The sequence below is a fragment of the Streptomyces sp. NPDC003036 genome, assembly GCF_040611175.1.
Taxonomy (GTDB): Bacteria; Actinomycetota; Actinomycetes; order Streptomycetales; family Streptomycetaceae; genus Streptomyces.
On record NZ_JBEXNO010000074.1, the window covers coordinates 1 to 15121 of the forward strand.

14 protein-coding genes are annotated in these 15121 nt (G+C 73.9%); 7 read left to right on the forward strand and 7 right to left on the reverse strand.

Annotated elements, in window-relative coordinates:
- Positions 1 to 188: 188 nt before the first annotated feature.
- From ABZX67_RS32515 to ABZX67_RS32525, 3 genes are all read right to left on the reverse strand, one after another.
- Positions 189 to 860 (reverse strand): DedA family protein, encoded by a 672-nt coding sequence (locus tag ABZX67_RS32515; RefSeq protein ID WP_355368146.1) that lies wholly within the window; start codon positions 858 to 860, stop codon positions 189 to 191.
- Between the two features lie 93 nt (positions 861 to 953).
- On the reverse strand, positions 954 to 3449 hold the full coding sequence (locus ABZX67_RS32520; RefSeq protein WP_355368149.1) for a glycoside hydrolase family 3 N-terminal domain-containing protein: 2496 nt from the start codon (positions 3447 to 3449) through the stop codon (positions 954 to 956).
- Positions 3450 to 3562: 113 nt separating this feature from the next.
- On the reverse strand, positions 3563 to 4015 hold the full coding sequence (locus ABZX67_RS32525) for a DUF4442 domain-containing protein (protein ID WP_355368152.1): 453 nt from the start codon (positions 4013 to 4015) through the stop codon (positions 3563 to 3565).
- 94 nt (positions 4016 to 4109) lie between these two features.
- Here ABZX67_RS32525 and ABZX67_RS32530 point away from each other — a divergent pair, with 94 nt between their 5' ends.
- A complete protein-coding gene (locus tag ABZX67_RS32530) occupies positions 4110 to 5264 on the forward strand; it encodes a hypothetical protein (RefSeq protein ID WP_355368155.1) in 1155 nt (384 codons plus the stop codon).
- Positions 5265 to 5331: 67 nt separating this feature from the next.
- Positions 5332 to 6645, forward strand: a complete 1314-nt coding sequence (locus ABZX67_RS32535) for an MFS transporter (protein ID WP_355368158.1) — start codon at positions 5332 to 5334, stop codon at positions 6643 to 6645.
- On the opposite strand, the gene ABZX67_RS32540 is transcribed toward ABZX67_RS32535, so the two are convergent.
- Positions 6607 to 7455: a fused MFS/spermidine synthase gene (locus ABZX67_RS32540; RefSeq protein WP_355368161.1), complete on the reverse strand. Its 849-nt coding sequence runs from the start codon at positions 7453 to 7455 to the stop codon at positions 6607 to 6609. The two genes, ABZX67_RS32535 and ABZX67_RS32540, sit on opposite strands and share 39 nt — an antisense overlap.
- A 179-nt stretch (positions 7456 to 7634) precedes the next feature.
- Entirely contained in the window at positions 7635 to 8810 is a 1176-nt protein-coding gene (tuf, locus tag ABZX67_RS32545; RefSeq protein WP_355368164.1) for an elongation factor Tu, read from the reverse strand.
- A gap of 337 nt (positions 8811 to 9147) precedes the next feature.
- Between tuf and ABZX67_RS32550 the strand changes: the two genes are divergently transcribed.
- The 5 genes from ABZX67_RS32550 to lnt all read left to right on the forward strand — a co-directional run bounded on the left by ABZX67_RS32550 (position 9148) and on the right by lnt (position 13476).
- Positions 9148 to 9855, forward strand: a complete 708-nt coding sequence (locus tag ABZX67_RS32550) for a TVP38/TMEM64 family protein (RefSeq protein ID WP_355368167.1) — start codon at positions 9148 to 9150, stop codon at positions 9853 to 9855.
- Between the two features lie 127 nt (positions 9856 to 9982).
- Positions 9983 to 10858 (forward strand): undecaprenyl-diphosphate phosphatase, encoded by an 876-nt coding sequence (locus ABZX67_RS32555; RefSeq protein WP_355368170.1) that lies wholly within the window; start codon positions 9983 to 9985, stop codon positions 10856 to 10858.
- A 227-nt stretch (positions 10859 to 11085) separates the two neighbouring features.
- Complete coding sequence (locus ABZX67_RS32560) at positions 11086 to 11301, forward strand: hypothetical protein (RefSeq protein ID WP_355368172.1); 216 nt, start codon at positions 11086 to 11088, stop codon at positions 11299 to 11301.
- A gap of 49 nt (positions 11302 to 11350) precedes the next feature.
- Complete coding sequence (locus ABZX67_RS32565) at positions 11351 to 11809, forward strand: nuclear transport factor 2 family protein (protein ID WP_355368175.1); 459 nt, start codon at positions 11351 to 11353, stop codon at positions 11807 to 11809.
- A 56-nt stretch (positions 11810 to 11865) separates the two neighbouring features.
- The gene (lnt, locus tag ABZX67_RS32570) at positions 11866 to 13476 is read left to right on the forward strand and encodes an apolipoprotein N-acyltransferase (protein ID WP_355368178.1); all 1611 of its coding nucleotides are present in this window, start codon (positions 11866 to 11868) and stop codon (positions 13474 to 13476) included.
- On the opposite strand, the gene ABZX67_RS32575 is transcribed toward lnt, so the two are convergent.
- On the reverse strand, positions 13397 to 14305 hold the full coding sequence (locus tag ABZX67_RS32575; RefSeq protein ID WP_355368181.1) for a Gfo/Idh/MocA family oxidoreductase: 909 nt from the start codon (positions 14303 to 14305) through the stop codon (positions 13397 to 13399). The two genes, lnt and ABZX67_RS32575, sit on opposite strands and share 80 nt — an antisense overlap.
- On the reverse strand, positions 14277 to 15121 hold an 845-nt coding region (locus tag ABZX67_RS32580), incomplete at its 5' end, for an FAD-dependent monooxygenase (RefSeq protein WP_355368184.1). The genes ABZX67_RS32580 and ABZX67_RS32575, both read right to left, overlap by 29 nt.

Below are 15121 nucleotides of genomic sequence, written 5' to 3' on the forward strand. Positions count from 1 at the left end.
ACGGCGCACCGCGTGTTAGGGGTGGACGGAGTTCGGGGGGCTCTGCCCGGGGCCCCGGAGGGGTTTAACCCCAGCCCCGCGGGCTTTGGTGGCGCGGGGGTCCGGGGGCAGAGCCCCCGGTTACGGGAAGGGGCGGGGTGGGGAACAAGCCCCGCGCAGCGGCCAAGCCCCGCGCCCCCGCCCGCCGCTCAGTCCGCCGCGGCCGGTACCGGTTCCCGCTCCGCGGCGGGCGCGGCGGGCGCCGCTTCCGCCTTGGCCGCCGCCTTCTTGGCACGGCTCTTGAGGATCAGCATCGACGTCACGCCGATGAGGACGGCGAGCACGAGCCCCACCCACGAGAACCGCTTCAGCCACGCCTCGGCGACGACGCCGACCGAGTAGATGACGGCCGTGGTGCCGCCGGCCCAGAGGATTCCGCCGAAGACGTTGGCGATGGCGAACTTCCAGTACGGCATGCGCAGCACACCCGCGAGCGGCCCCGCGAAGATCCGCAGCAGCGCCACGAAGCGGCCGAAGAAGACGGCCCACATGCCCCACTTCTCGAAGGACCGTTCCGCCAGGGCGATGTTGGCTTCGCTGAAGTGCTTGGGGAACTTGCCGCCGAGCCAGGCGAGCAGCGGACGGCCGCCCTTGCGGCCGATCGCGTACCCGATGGAGTCACCGATGATCGCGCCGGCGGTGGCGCACGCGCCCAGGACGTACGGGTTGATGTCGCCGTGCTGCGAGGCCAGCAGCGCCGAGCTGACGAGGACGATCTCGCCCGGCAGCGGGATTCCGAGGCTTTCGAGCCCGATCACCACCCCCACCAGGAGGTAGATGCTGAGCGGTGGAACGGTCTCGAGCCACTCCTGGACGTGCAACGCCGGCTCCTCCGTATGGATCTGCGGATCTGCGGATCTGTGGGTGTGGTGATGGGGTGATGGGCCGCTGATGGGCTGTGGCAGCCTACCGCCTCACAGTGCGAGCACCCTCGCCCGCACGGTGAGGCGGAGGTCCCGCGCCGAGGCCCCGAGCCGTACGGTGCGGGTTCCGGTCCCAAGGACCCACGCGCGCCGCGCCGGGTCCCAGCAGGACAGGGTGCGAGGGGCGAGGGGCACGGTGACGCGGCGGATCTGCCCCGGCCGCAGCTCCAGGCGCCGGTAGCCCGCCAGCACCAGCGGTGCCTGGTCCAGGGTCACGTCGGGCGAGGGTCCGACGTACAGCTGCGGGACGGTGACGCCGGTGCGCGCGCCGGTGTTGCGTACGGTGAAGCTCGCCGTGAGGCCGCCCCCGCGCGCGGGCGTCACCACGAGCCCCGCGTACGCGAACGTCGTGTACGACAGGCCGTGCCCGAACGGGAACAGCGGCTCCACGCCCTCCGCGTCGTACCAGCGGTACCCCGCCCTGACCCCCTCCGTGTACTCGGCGACCCCGTCGGCGCCGGGGTAGCGGCGCGGGTCGCCGGCGGTCGGGTGGCGGGAGTCGGAGACGGGGAAGGTCTGGGTGAGCCGGCCGCCGGGGTCGGTGTCGCCGAACAGGACGGCGGCGGTCGCGGCCGCCCCCTCCTGGCCGGGGTAGTACATCTGCAGCACCGCCCCCGTCCGCTCCAGCCACGGCATGGTGACGGCGGACGACGTGTTGAGGACGACGGTGGTACGGGGGTTGGCGGCGGTGACCGCGTCGATCAGCGCCTCCTGCCGGCCGGGCAGCGCCAGCGACGTACGGTCGCGGCCCTCGATGGCGTCCTCGTACGCGAACAGCACCACGCTGTGCGCGGCGCGCGCCGTCCGTACGGCTTGGGCCACGTCCGCCGCGCGCGTGGTGGACGTGATCCGGCGGAGCCGGAAGACCTGCCCCTTCGCACCGCCCTTCGCGGTGACGTGGAGGACGTGGCGGCCGGCGGTGAGGGCGAGGGCGGTACGCCGCACCTTGAGGCCGTCCGGAGCGGTGGCCGCCAGGCCGAAGCCGTCGAAGAGTTCGGCCATGGCGTCCCGCCGGGGGAAGAGTTCCCTGCCGTCGAGAAGGACGCGGGGGCGCTCGCCGCTGTAGTGGACGAGGAGCGTCCACTCGTCGGGCTCGTCGACGGTGAGCGTCCCGTCGTACGTCCACGTCTCGCCCGCGCCGACGCTCTGGCGCTCGAAGCGGGCGCCGGGGGACGTGGCGGGCAGGGGCTTGCCGTACAGGTCCTCGCCGAGGGCGTACGTCACGCGTGCGCCCTGCCCCGCACGAGCGGTGAGGGCGTCGAGCGGGCTCACCGCCCGGTCCGGCACGACGTGGGCGCTGCCGCCGCCGCCGACGAAGGGCAGCGCGCCGGTGGGGCCGATGACGGCGAGGGAGCGGGCGGCGGGGCCGGCGAGCGGGAGGGTGGCGCTCCCGTCGCGTTGCGCGTTGCGCAGCAGGGTCGCGCCCGCGACGGCGACGCGGTACGCGACCCGGGCGCCGGCCTGCGCGTCGCGGGCGGGGCGGGCGGGGGCCGTGCCGTCGAGGAGCCCGAACCGCTCCATGATGGTGAGGATCCGGCGTACGGCACGGTCGACGGTGGCCTCGGGTACGGCGCCGTCCCGCACGGCGCGGCGCAGGGGCTCGCCGAACCAGCGGCCTGCGGGCATCTCCATGTCGAGACCCGCGGTGAGGGCGGGGGCGGCGCTGTGGGTGGCGTCCCAGTCGCTCATCACCCAGCCGTCGAAGCCCCACCGGTCGCGCAGGATCCCGGTGAGGAGGGCCGGGTTCTCGCACGCGTGGAGGCCGTCGACCTTGTTGTAGGCGCCCATCACCGCTCCTGCGCCGGCGGCGACGGCCGCCTCGAAGCCGCGTAGTTCGGTCTCGTACAGGGCCTGTTCGCCGATCCGCACGTCGACGGAGGTGCGGTCGGTCTCCTGGTTGTTGAGGGCGAAGTGCTTGACCGTGGCGATCAGGCCCTCGCCCTGGATGCCGCGGATCTCCTCGGCGACGAGGTCGGCGGAGAGGAGCGGGTCCTCGGAGAAGGTCTCGAAGTTCCGTCCGGCGTACGGGGTGCGGATCAGGTTGACCATGGGCGACAGCAGGACGTCCTGGCCCAGCGCCCTGCCCTCGTGGCCGATGACCCGGCCGTACTCCCGGGCGAGCGCGGGGTCGAAGGTGCTCGCGAGCATGACCGGCGCGGGCAGGGCGGTGGCCCGTGCCGTTCTGAGGCGTACGCCGGCGGGGCCGTCGGCCAGGCGCAGCGGGGGGATGCCGAGGCGCGGGACGCCGGGGACGTAACCGGCCTGGCCGCGGTTCTCCGGGTCCTTGGCGCCGTGCAGGAGGCCGAGTTTCTCGTCGAGGGTCAGCCGGGCGAGCAGCTCGTCGACGCGGCTGCGCCGGGGGGTGGCCCGGGCCTGGGGGGCCGGTCCGGTGACGGGGGTTCCGGTGGTGACGGCGGCGGCGGTGACGGCTCCGGTGAGCAGGCGGAGCGTGGTTCTGCGGCTGACGTTTTCCGACTCTTGTGACATAAACGCACTATGCGGGACGACATGCCTGACACCGGGTCAGACAGGGCCGCCCCCGCACCCGAAGAGGGGTGCGGGGGCGGCTGCACGCGCGCGTGCACACACGGAAGAGCGTTTTACGCGTTCGGGCGCAGGGTCCAGGTGATGGTCATCTCGCCGGTGACGGCGCCGTCCTCGCGCGTGATCTCGATGTTGACCGGGAACTCGGGCCGCTGGCCGGCGTCCAGCTCGGCGACGACCTCGGCCTTGGTGCGGCCCAGCGTGGCGGTGGCGGTGACGGGGCCCATCGCGAGCTTCTTGTAGCCGATCTCCGCCTTCACGGCGAGCGGCACGGCCCGGCCCAGCTGGTCGCCGAAGGCGCCGATGACGATGGCGCCGCTCGCGGACTCGCCGAGCGTGAACATCGCTCCCGCGTGCGGGCCGCCGACGTGGTTGTGGAAGTCGCTCTGGTCGGGGAGCCGCAGCACAGCCCGCTCGGTGGTCGCCTCGACGACCTCGAGGTTCAGGGTCTTGGCCATGGGAACAGTGGCCAGCAGCATCTCGCCGATGTTCGGCTGGGTCTCGGACATGGACCGAAGTTACCAGGCGGTAGCAAGTACGGGAACCCATGGCCGGGGGGCGCGCGTGGCAGTCCGCGCCCCGGCCCCTCTATGGTTACTCGCCATGTGGCCAGGACAGCAGCCGCCCGGGGGCGAGCAGAACCCGCAGGACCAGAACCCGTACCAGCAGCCGGGTTATCCGCAGCAGAACCCGTACCAGCAGCCGGGTTATCCGCAGCAGCCGCCGCAGGGGCAGCCTTCGCAGGCACAGCCTCCGCAGGGGCCGCCTCAGGGACCGCCGCCGCAGCAGCCGGGTTACCCGCCGGCCGGCCCGCCGCAGGCCAACCCGTACCAGCAGCCGACGCAGCCGATGCAGCCGAACGCGTACCAGCAGCCCAACCCCTACCAGCAGCCGACCGTGCCGCAGTACGCCGTGCCCGGGCAGCAGCCGCCCGGCCCGCCGGTGCCGCCGCGCACCGACGACAAGAAGAAGACGACCGTCATCGCGATCGTCGCCGCGATCGCCGTCGTCGCGGCCGCCGGTGTCACGGGCTTCCTGGTGCTGCAGGACGACGACAAGAAGACGACGGCCGGCGGGGACGCCAAGCCCTCGCAGAGCGCGTCCGCCGACTCCAGCCCGTCCGCGATCGAGAACCCGCGCGACGGCTCCGCCGCGGCCCAGCCCACGATCCCGGGCTGGAAGGTCGTCTCCAACCCCAAGTACGGCACGCTCTTCGACGTCCCGCCCGACTGGGAGGTCGCGAAGGTGGGCGCCATCTCCGCCTTCGACGACGTGAAGAAGGGCGACGGCAGCCCGGCGGTGGTGATGACCTCGCCCGCGTACTTCAAGAGCGAGTGGTGCACGGACGACACGGACAAGGACGGCCGCCAGGAGAGCACGACCCTGAGCGCCACCGGCACCAAGGGCGCGCAGGGGGCCAAGGACACCGCGGACGCGGCGTACAACGCGGCCGGAAGCTGGGTGTGGGCGGCGTACGCCCAGACCGAGCCCAAGGGCACGGTCAAGGCGAGCACGGCGGTGCCCTACACCACCAAGTCCGGGCTCACCGGACACGTCTCGACGGCCACCGCGCTGAACGTGAAGAAGACCGGCAAGTGCAAGACGGACGGCAAGTCCATCGCCTTCGCCTTCAAGAACGACAAGGGCGACTATGCCAGCTGGGTCCTGTACGGCGCCAAGGGCGTCAGCGACGAGCTGCCGGACGCGACCATCCAGAAGATCCTGAGCACGGTGCGGCTGGCCGAGCCCGCGTCGTGAGGCACTGCCGAAGCGTCGGCGGAGAAACCGTTTGGCATCGGGGCGGCGCTCCGGGGATAGTCCCGGGGTGACAACTCCCGCCGCTCCGCCGCACTCCCCGCGCCGGCTCCGCCGCCCCGCCTGGGCCGGCCGCAACTACACCCTGCTGACCGCCGCCGCGGTCGTCACCAACCTGGGCACCCACGGCGCCCTCATCGCGGCGGCGTTCGCGGTGCTGGAGACCGGCGGGGACGGCGGCGACGTGGGGCTGGTGACGGCGGCCCGCACGCTGCCGCTCGTGCTGTTCCTGCTCATCGGCGGCGCGGTGGCCGACCGGCTGCCCCGCCACCGGGTGATGGTGGCCGCCAACGCCCTCAACTGCGTCTCCCAGGGGCTCTTCGCCGTCCTCGTCCTCACCGGCGACGCCCTGCTGTGGCAGATGATGCTGCTGTCGGCGCTCGGGGGCACCGGGCAGGCGTTCTTCAACCCGGCCGCCGAGGGCATGCTGATGTCCAGCGTCAGCGGCGAGCAGGTCAGCCGGGCCTTCGCGCTCTTCCGCATGGCCATGAACGGCGCGGGCATCGGCGGCGCCGCGCTCGGCGGCGCCATGATCGCGGCGGTCGGTCCGGGCTGGGTGCTCGCGATCGACGCGGCGGCGTTCGCGGTGGCGGGGGCGCTGCGCGCCTTCCTCGACGTCGGCCACATCGCGAAGCGGGCACCCGGCGGCGGACTGCTGAAGGACCTGCGGGAGGGCTGGACGGAGTTCGCGAGCCGGCCCTGGCTCTGGTCGATCGTCGCGCAGTTCGCGGTGGTCGTGGCGGTGGTGGGCGCCGCGGAGTCCGTGTACGGGCCGCTGGTCGCCCAGGAGCAGCTGGGCGGGGCACGGCCCTGGGGCCTGGCGCTGGCCGCGTTCGGCGTGGGCACCTTGGGCGGGGCGGTGCTGATGATGCGCTGGAAGCCCCGGCGGATGCTGCTCGTCGGCACCCTGTGCGTCTTCCCGCTGGCGCTGCCGTCGGCCGCGCTGGCCGTGCCCCTCCCGGTGGGCGGCCTGGCGGCGGTGATGTTCCTCAGCGGCGTCACGCTGGAGGTGTTCGGGGTGGCGTGGATGACCGCGCTGCACCAGGAGATTCCGGAGGAGAAGCTGTCGCGCGTCTCGGCGTACGACTGGTTCGGCTCGACGGCGATGCTGCCGGTGTCGACCGCGCTGGCCGGTCCGGCGGAGAGCCTGTTCGGGCGGCAGACGGCGCTGTGGGGGTGCGCCGGGCTGATCGTGCTGGTGACCGCGCTGGTCCTGCTGGTGCCGGACGTACGGAATCTGACGCGGCGTACGAAGGAGATCGCGGCGCGGCCCGCCGCGCCGGTGTCAGCCGATACCGAAGGCCCCGTCGGGCGGCTCGGGTGACGCGACCGCGTCCTCGTCCCGTACCGGGCGCGCGTCGCCGGTGAAGCGGGCCAGCGACGGGCCGTGCTCCACGCGCGCGGGGAAGGCGTCGGCGGCGGTGCGGCGGGCCAGCCCGGCCGTGTCGATCTCCTGGTGCGAGGCGACCAGCACCGCGTTGCCGAACCGCCGGCCGCGCAGCACGGCGGGCTCGGCGATCAGCGCGAGCTCCTCGAAGACGGTGGCGAAGGTGGCGAGCTGCGAGCGCAGGAAGGCGAAGGGCGCGCCGTCCGCGAGGTTGGCGATGTAGGTCCCGCCCGGCCGCAGCGCGCGCTCGGCGGCCCTCGCGTACGCGACGGACGTCAGGTGGGCGGGCACCCGCGAGCCGCCGAAGACGTCCGCGATGAGCACGTCCGCCGACCGCGCGGGCGCCGCCTCCAGCCAGGCGCGGGCGTCCGCGGCGTGCACGGTGATCCCCGCGCCGGACGGGAGCGGCAGGTGCTGCCCGACGAGCGCGATGAGCCCGCGGTCCGCCTCCACCACATCCTGCCGCGAGCCCGGCCGGGTCGCCGCGATCCAGCGCGGCAGCGTGAGCGCGCCGCCGCCGAGGTGCAGCACGTCCAGCGGCTCGCCCGGCTCCCCGGCGGCGCAGTCCACGGCGTGGGCGAGCCTCCGGGCGTACTCGAACTCCAGGTACGCCGGGTCGTCGAGGTCGACGTACGACTGCGGCGCACCGTCGACCGTCAGCAGCCAGGCCCGCTCGCGGTCCACGTCGGGCATGAGCTTGGCGGTGCCGTGGTCGACCTCGCGGAGTACGGGGAGCTGCTCGTTCACCCGGCCAGCCTAGGCGGTGTCGTGTGGACCAGGCCCCGGTGATCCCTAGTGCCGTCCGGTCGCGGCCACGGCGACCACGGCGCCCAGGGGTCGCCGCCGCCGCGCGATCACGGCCCGGCGGCCTCCGCCGAGGGGCTGCCCCCGGCGGAGGCCGGTGACCGGCGCTCACGCGGACCGGCTCACACGAGCTCCGTCACCGTCCCGGCGCCGACGGTGCGGCCGCCCTCGCGGATCGCGAAGCCCAGCCCCGGCTCCAGGGGCACGTCCCGGGCCAGCTCGACGGTCATGGTGACCGTGTCGCCCGGGCGCGCGACGCCGACCGCGCCGAGGTCGACATCGCCGACGACGTCCGCGGTGCGCAGGTAGAACTGCGGCCGGTAGCCCGTCGAGACCGGCGTCGGACGACCGCCCTCGCGCGCCGACAGGACGTACACCTGCGCCGTGAAACGGCGGCTCGGTACGACGCTGCCGGGCGCCGCCACGACATGGCCGCGGCGGACGGTGTCGCGCGGCACGCCGCGCAGCAGCAGAGCGACGTTGTCGCCGGCCTGCGCGGACTCCATCGGCTTGCCGAAGGTCTCCAGGCCGGTGACGACCGTGTCCGTGTCCCTGTCCGCCCCGAGGACCTCCACGCGGTCGCCGACCCGTACCGTGCCGCGCTCGACGGCGCCGGTGACCACGGTGCCGCGGCCGGTGATGGTGAGGACGTTCTCCACGGGCAGCAGGAACGGCGCGTCCACGTACCGCACGGGCATGGGCACGTACGTGTCCACCGCGTCCAGCAGCGCCTCGATGGCCCCGGTCCAGCGCGGGTCGCCCTCCAGGGCCCTCAGCCCGGAGACCCGTACGACGGGGACGGAGTCGCCGCCGTACCCGTGCGCGGTGAGCAGCTCGCGCACTTCCAGCTCCACGAGGTCGGTCAGCTCGTCGTCGCCCGCGTCGGCCTTGTTGAGGGCGACGACGATGTGGTCGACGCCGACCTGGCGGGCGAGGAGCACGTGCTCGGCGGTCTGCGGCATGATCCCGTCGAGCGCGGAGACGACGAGGATCGCCCCGTCGAGCTGCGCGGCTCCGGTGACCATGTTCTTGATGTAGTCGGCGTGACCGGGCATGTCGACGTGCGCGTAGTGGCGGGTGTCGGTCTCGTACTCGACGTGCGCGAGGTTGATGGTGATCCCCCGCCGCGCCTCCTCGGGCGCCCGGTCGATCCGGTCGAAGGGCACGAAGGCACCGGTTCCGCGCTCGCTGAGGACCTTGGTGATGGCGGCGGTCAGGGTGGTCTTGCCGTGGTCGACGTGGCCCATGGTGCCGATGTTGAGGTGCGGTTTGGTGCGGACGTATGCCGTCTTGGACATGGCGACGCGGTTCCTTCCCGGAACTCGAAGCAGTGGAGAGGGACCCCCGGGCCCTGCCGACCCTCCCCCTGCGGGGTCCGCCGGACTGTCCGGGAAGGGTCAGCTTCGGGCGCCGTCGAGAGCGGCCGGGAAGGAAGAGGCGGCAGCCTTCGGCGCGTCCGCGACTGCGGACGGCGCTGCGAGGAAGGCGTACCGGAACATGCCGCTGATCATCGCCCGGCGGCCGGGCACGCGTCGAACGGTTTTCCCCGACGGCGGCCGAGGCGGCGCGGTCACGGCCCGTCGGAGGAGCCGGAGGTTACGGCGATCACCCGGCTTCGTCGGTTAGTCTCCCCGGATGCTCGACCCCGTCACGCGGCCCCAGGCCTCCCCTCTCGCCCTCCGCTGCTCGCGGGCGCTCGTCTCCCCGTGGTCGCGCCTGTCCCTGCTCCTGCTGCTGCTCGTCTCCGCGGCCGCGACCGTGGTCCTGTACGAGCCGCAGCGGCTGCTCTCGGCCGGCTGGCCGCCGCAGATCGGCGGCGCGGGCGCGGTGGTGCTGTTCGCGCTGGCGTACGGGCTGTGCACCGCCGCCTTCGTGCCGCGCCCGATCCTGAACCTGGCGGCGGGAGCGCTGTTCGGCTCGCAGGCCGGGCTCGTCGCGGCGGTCGCCGGGACCGTGCTGGGCGCGGGGATCGCGTTCACGCTGGGCCGGGTGCTGGGGCAGGACGCGCTGCGTCCGCTGCTGCGCGGGCGCTGGCTGACGGCGGCGGACGGTCAGCTCAGCCGGCACGGGTTCCGCTCGATGCTGGCGATCCGGCTGTTCCCCGGGGTGCCGTTCGCCGCGGCGAACTACTGCGCGGCGGTCTCACGGATGGGGTACGCGCCGTTCCTGCTGGCCACGGGCATCGGGTCGGTCCCGAACACCGCCGCGTACGTGATCGCGGGCAGCCAGGCCGCGTCCCCGACCTCGCCGGCCTTCCTCCTCTCCACGGGGTTCATCGTCCTGACAGGGCTCGGCGCGGCGGCGGTCGCCTGGTGCAAGCGCCACCGGCTGCGTGGCCGGTGAGTCGCCTGCGCGACGCCCTCCATTCACCTTCGCGCTGTACGCTGCGCACCGACCTGCCGCCGGTCGCCCCGTTGACCCTGGCGGCCCACCATGACCGCACGAGCACATTCGGGACGGCCCTAGCCCCATGACTTGGTTCGAATCACTCATCCTCGGACTCGTCCAGGGGCTGACGGAGTTCCTCCCCATCTCCTCCAGCGCGCACCTGCGGCTGACCGCCGCCTTCGCGGGCTGGTCCGACCCGGGCGCGGCGTTCACCGCGATCACGCAGATCGGCACGGAGACGGCGGTCCTCATCTACTTCCGCAAGGACATCGCGCGGATCGTCTCGGCGTGGTTCCGCTCGCTGACGGACAAGGCGATGCGCGCGGACCACGACGCGCGCATGGGCTGGCTGGTCATCGTCGGGTCGATTCCGATCGGCGTCCTGGGCGTCACCCTGAAGGACCACATCGAGGGGCCGTTCCGCGATCTGCGGCTGATCGCGACGACGCTCATCGTGATGGGCATCGTGCTGGGCATCGCCGACCGCCTGGCGGCCCGGGTCGAGGAGGGCGGCCGGCACCGCGCCGTGCGGGAGCGCAAGACGCTCGGGGACCTGACCGTGAAGGACGGCCTGATCTTCGGCTTCTGCCAGGCGATGGCGCTGATTCCCGGCGTGTCGCGGTCGGGCGCGACGATCAGCGGTGGCCTGCTGATGAGCTACACGCGCGAGGCGGCGGCCCGCTACTCCTTCCTGCTGGCCATCCCGGCGGTGCTGGCCTCGGGCCTCTTCGAGCTGAAGGACGCGAGCGAGGGCGGCCACGTCTCCTGGGGGCCGACGATCTTCGCGACCATCATCGCGTTCGGTGTCGGATATGCCGTCATCGCCTGGTTCATGAAGTTCATCACCACGAAGAGCTTCATGCCGTTCGTGATCTACCGGATCATCCTCGGTCTCGTGCTGTTCGCGCTGGTGGCGCTGGGGGTGTTGAGCCCGCACGCGGGCGAGTCCGCGGGGTGAGCCGGCGGCGGGCCCGGAGCGTGCGACGGGCCGCCGGCAGGGGGGGGCGACCGGCGGCCCGTGGCCCGGGTCCTCCGGCCCGAACACGCGGGAGCAGCGTCCCGCGCGGAGCGGTGCGGGCGCCAGGGCGCGTGCCGCATATATGCATGCATGTCCTTCACACCCCGTGTGAAGGCACTCCGCGAGGGGCGGGTGCGATCATGTGCCGCCCGGCGCACCCTGGTCCCATGGCCTGGCAGGCACCCATCGTCGTACACCGCCCCTCCCCCGGCGGCGGGCGGCGCGTCACCATACGCGGACAGATCGTCGGGCTCGCGCACAACGACGCCGACCTGATCGAGTTCCTGCGCCGCGCCGGGCTCGACGAGGCGGACATCTCGCTGGACGACCCCCACCTGGTGGAGTGGCGCGGCGGACGCGCGCACCAGTGGGAGGCGGCGTGAGCCGTGCGGCGCTCTTGGCGCGAGGCCCCGGCTGCTCGACACTGACCGAATGACACAGCGCGCGGATCTCGCGACCGTGATGGACCGCCTGGCCATCGACGAGGTGATCACCGGGTACGCGGTGGCCCTGGACGACGCGGACTGGGCCGGCTACCGGGAGCTGTTCACCCCGGACGGGCGGGCGGACTACCGGGACGCGGGCGGGATCGAGGGTGCGGCGGCCGAGGTCGCCGACTGGCTGGCGCTGACGGTGCCGCCGCGTCCGGTGCGCCAGCACCTCCTGGTCAACCGCCGGGTGCGGATCGAGGACCTGGGCGGCTACCCGGGCGACAGCGCCGAGGCGCTGGCCGACTACCTCACTCCCCTGCCGCTGGACGCCGGGGACGACGCCCTGGCGGGCGGGCGGTACAGCTTCGCCCTGACGCGTACGGAGGCGGGCTGGCGGCTGCGTTCGGTGGTGGTGCGCGAGACGTGGCGACGCGCCGGGGGCCCGTTGTCGGCGGGCTGACCGGCTCACGGGCGCGTTCGCGCACACTGGAGGCGTCACTCCGAGGGAGGCGCGGTATGCGGTTCGGAAGCCTGCGGGTTCCGGTCGGCCGACGGGACGCTCCGGGGCGGGTGCTCGCCTCGCCCTGGTGGCGCGCGGCCGCCGCGGTCGCGGCCGGGGCGCTGCCCGCGCTGGCGTTCCCGGCCCCGTCCCTGTGGTGGTTCGCGTACGTGGCGCTGGTGCCGTGGATGCTCCTGATCCGTACGGCGGGGACCGGGGGGCGCGCGGCGCTGGACGGCTGGCTCGGTGGTCTGGGGTTCATGGTCGCCGTGCACCACTGGCTGATGCCGAGCCTCCATGTGTTCATCGTGGTGCTGGCCGGGCTGTTGGGGCTGCTGTGGGCTCCGTGGGGCTGGCTGGTGCGGCTGATGCTGGCGCGTACGCCGTCGCGGGGGCGGGCGGCGGCCGCTCTCGCCGTCGTACCGTCCGGGTGGCTGATGGTGGAGCTGGTGCGGTCGTGGGAGGGGCTCGGCGGTCCGTGGGGGCTGCTGGGCGCGAGTCAGTGGCAGGTGGACGCCGCGCTGCGGGTGGCGTCGCTCGGCGGGGTGTGGCTGGTCAGCCTCTTGGTGGTGGCGGTCAATACGGCGGTGACCGTGCTGGTGGCGGTTCCCTCCGTGCGTACGGTGGCGGTGGCCGGGGTCACCGTGTGCGCGGTGGCCATGGGTTCGGCGTGGCTGTGGGTGCGGTCGCCCCAGCCGACGGGCGAGGTGCGGGTCGCGGTGGTGCAGCCGGGCGTCATCAACGGCGCCGGCGGCGCCGAGCGGCGGGTGCAGCGCGGCGAGGAGCTCACGCGGGCGCTGGCCGGCCGTGACGTGGACCTGGTGGTGTGGGGCGAGAGCAGTGTCGGCGCGGACCTGGCGGCCCGGCCCGACCTGGCACGGCGGCTCGCGGCGCTGTCGCGGGAGGTGGGCGCCGAGGTGCTGGTCAATGTGGACGCGCGCCGCTCGGACCGGCCCGGCATCTACAAGAGCAGTGTGCTGATCGGCCCCGACGGCCCTACCGGTGACCGGTACGACAAGATGCGGCTGGTGCCCTTCGGCGAGTACATCCCGTTCCGCTCCGCGCTGGGCTGGGCGACGTCGGTCGGCAAGGCGGCGGCCGAGGACCGCAGGCGCGGTGAGCGCCCGGTGGTGATGGCCGTCGGGGACGAGGGGCTGCGGCTGGGTCCCCTGGTGTGCTTCGAGTCGGCGTTCCCCGACATGAGCCGGCGTCTGACCCGGGACGGCGCCCAGCTGCTGGTGGCCCAGTCGGCGACCTCGACGTTCCAGGACAGCTGGGCCCCCGGGCAGCACGCCTCGCTGGCGGCGCTGCGCGCGGCGGAGACCGGGCGGCCGATGGTGCACGCGACCCTCACCGGTGTGAGCGCGGTGTACGGCCCGGACGGGGACCGGATCGGCTCCCCGCTGGGCACCGAGCGCAGCGCGTCGGCGGTGTACGACATCCCGTTGACGGACGCGACGACGGCGTACGCGCGCCTCGGCGACTGGCCGGTGTACGCCGCGCTCGCCGTGCTGGCCGGGCTGTGCGCCGCCGAGGCCGCGGGGTCGTTCAGGCGGCGGCCCGGGCGAGGGAGTCCCGTACCACCCGCTCGCACAGTTCGTGCGTCCGCAGGGCGTCCTGGGCGCTGAGGGTCTCGCCCGCGGTCACGGCGTCGAGGAAGGCGACGACGACCTGCTCGATGCCGCGCTGGCGGGCGACGGGCACCCAGTCGCCGCGGCGCCGGACGGTGGGCTGGCCCTTGTGGTCGACGACGTCGGCGAGGTTGAGGACCTGCCGCTTGGTGTCCTGGCCGGAGACTTCGAGGATCTCCTCGGTGGAGCCGCTCATCCGGTTCATCGTGCCGATGGCGGTGAAGCCCTCGCCGGACAGCTGGAGCACGACGTGGTGCATGAGCCCGTCGCGGATCCGGGCGCGTACGTCGATGTGGTCGGCGGGTCCGGGCAGCAGGAAGCGGAGGGTGTCGACGACGTGGATGAAGTCGTCGAGGACGAGCGTGCGCGGGTCCTCGGGGAGCCCCACGCGGTTCTTCTGCATCAGGATCAGGTCGCGCGGGTGGTCCAGGCACTGCGCGTAGCCGGGCGCGTAACGGCGGTTGAAGCCGACGGCGAGGCTGACGCCGCGCCGCTCCGCGAGGTCCACCAGGCGGCGCGAGTCCTCGATCTCGTACGCGAGCGGCTTGTCGACGTACGTCGGAACGCCGGCCTCCAGCAGCCGCGTGACGATCTCGGCGTGGACGTCGGTCGGCGCGTGCACGAACGCGGCGTCGATCCCGGCGGCGAGCAGCGACTCCAGATCGGTGTGACAGCGGTCGGCGGGGACGTGGTAGGTCTCCGCGACGCCGGCGAGCGTGGCCGGGGTGCGGGTCTGGAGGTGCAGTTCGGTCCCCGGGCGGGTGGCGAGGACCGGCAGATAGGCCTTCCGCGCGATGTCACCGAGGCCGATGCAGCCGATCTTCACGGGGGTCTCCCTGTCGATGTGCCGGGCGGTCCTGACGGTGCCGGCTCTGCCGGCCGTCGTCCCGGTGATCGTATGCCGGGACGAGTTCCTCGCGGTGCGGGGGGTGCCAGTCCGCGAGGGAGTCGAAGGAGCGCAGCGCGAGGCCGGGAACCGCTCCGGCGAGCGTCATGAGGGCGTCGCGCAGGAGGACGGCGGGCGCGGCCGTACGCGTGTGGAGACGCGCGACCCGGGCGGCGGTGCGGACGACGGCCGTGGTGCGGGGCAGGCGGTCGGCGGAGTACGCCGCGAGTCCGGCGCCCGTGGCGCGCCGGGGCGGGAGGTGGTGGGCGAGCACGATGGCGTCCTCGATCGCCTGGTTGCCGCCCTGGCCGAGGGTCGGCGCCATGGGGTGGGCGGCGTCGCCGAGCAGGGCCGTGCGGCCGCGGTGGAAGGCGGGCAGCGGGGCGGTGAGGTGGCGGATGTCGTGGCGCAGGATCCCGTCCTCGTCAGCGGTGTCGAGCAGCGTGGGGATGGGGTCGTGCCAGTCGCCGTAGCGGCGCAGCAGTTCGGCCTTCTCGCCGTCGGGGGCCTTCGCGCCGTCGGGGGCGACGGCGGCGGCGTACGCGTAGACCCGGCCGTCCTTGAGCGGCTGGGTGCCCCAGAGGGCGCCGCGGCCCCAGCTCTCGTGAGGGTGGAAGGGGCGCGCGGGCGCGGGGACGAGCAGGCGCCAGCTGGTCAGTCCGGTGTACACGGGCGCGGGGTGGGCCGGGAACAGGGCGGTGGGGGCGGGCGGGGTGGTGTCGGGCCCACCCGCCACCAGGGGGGCCGGGCCCGCCG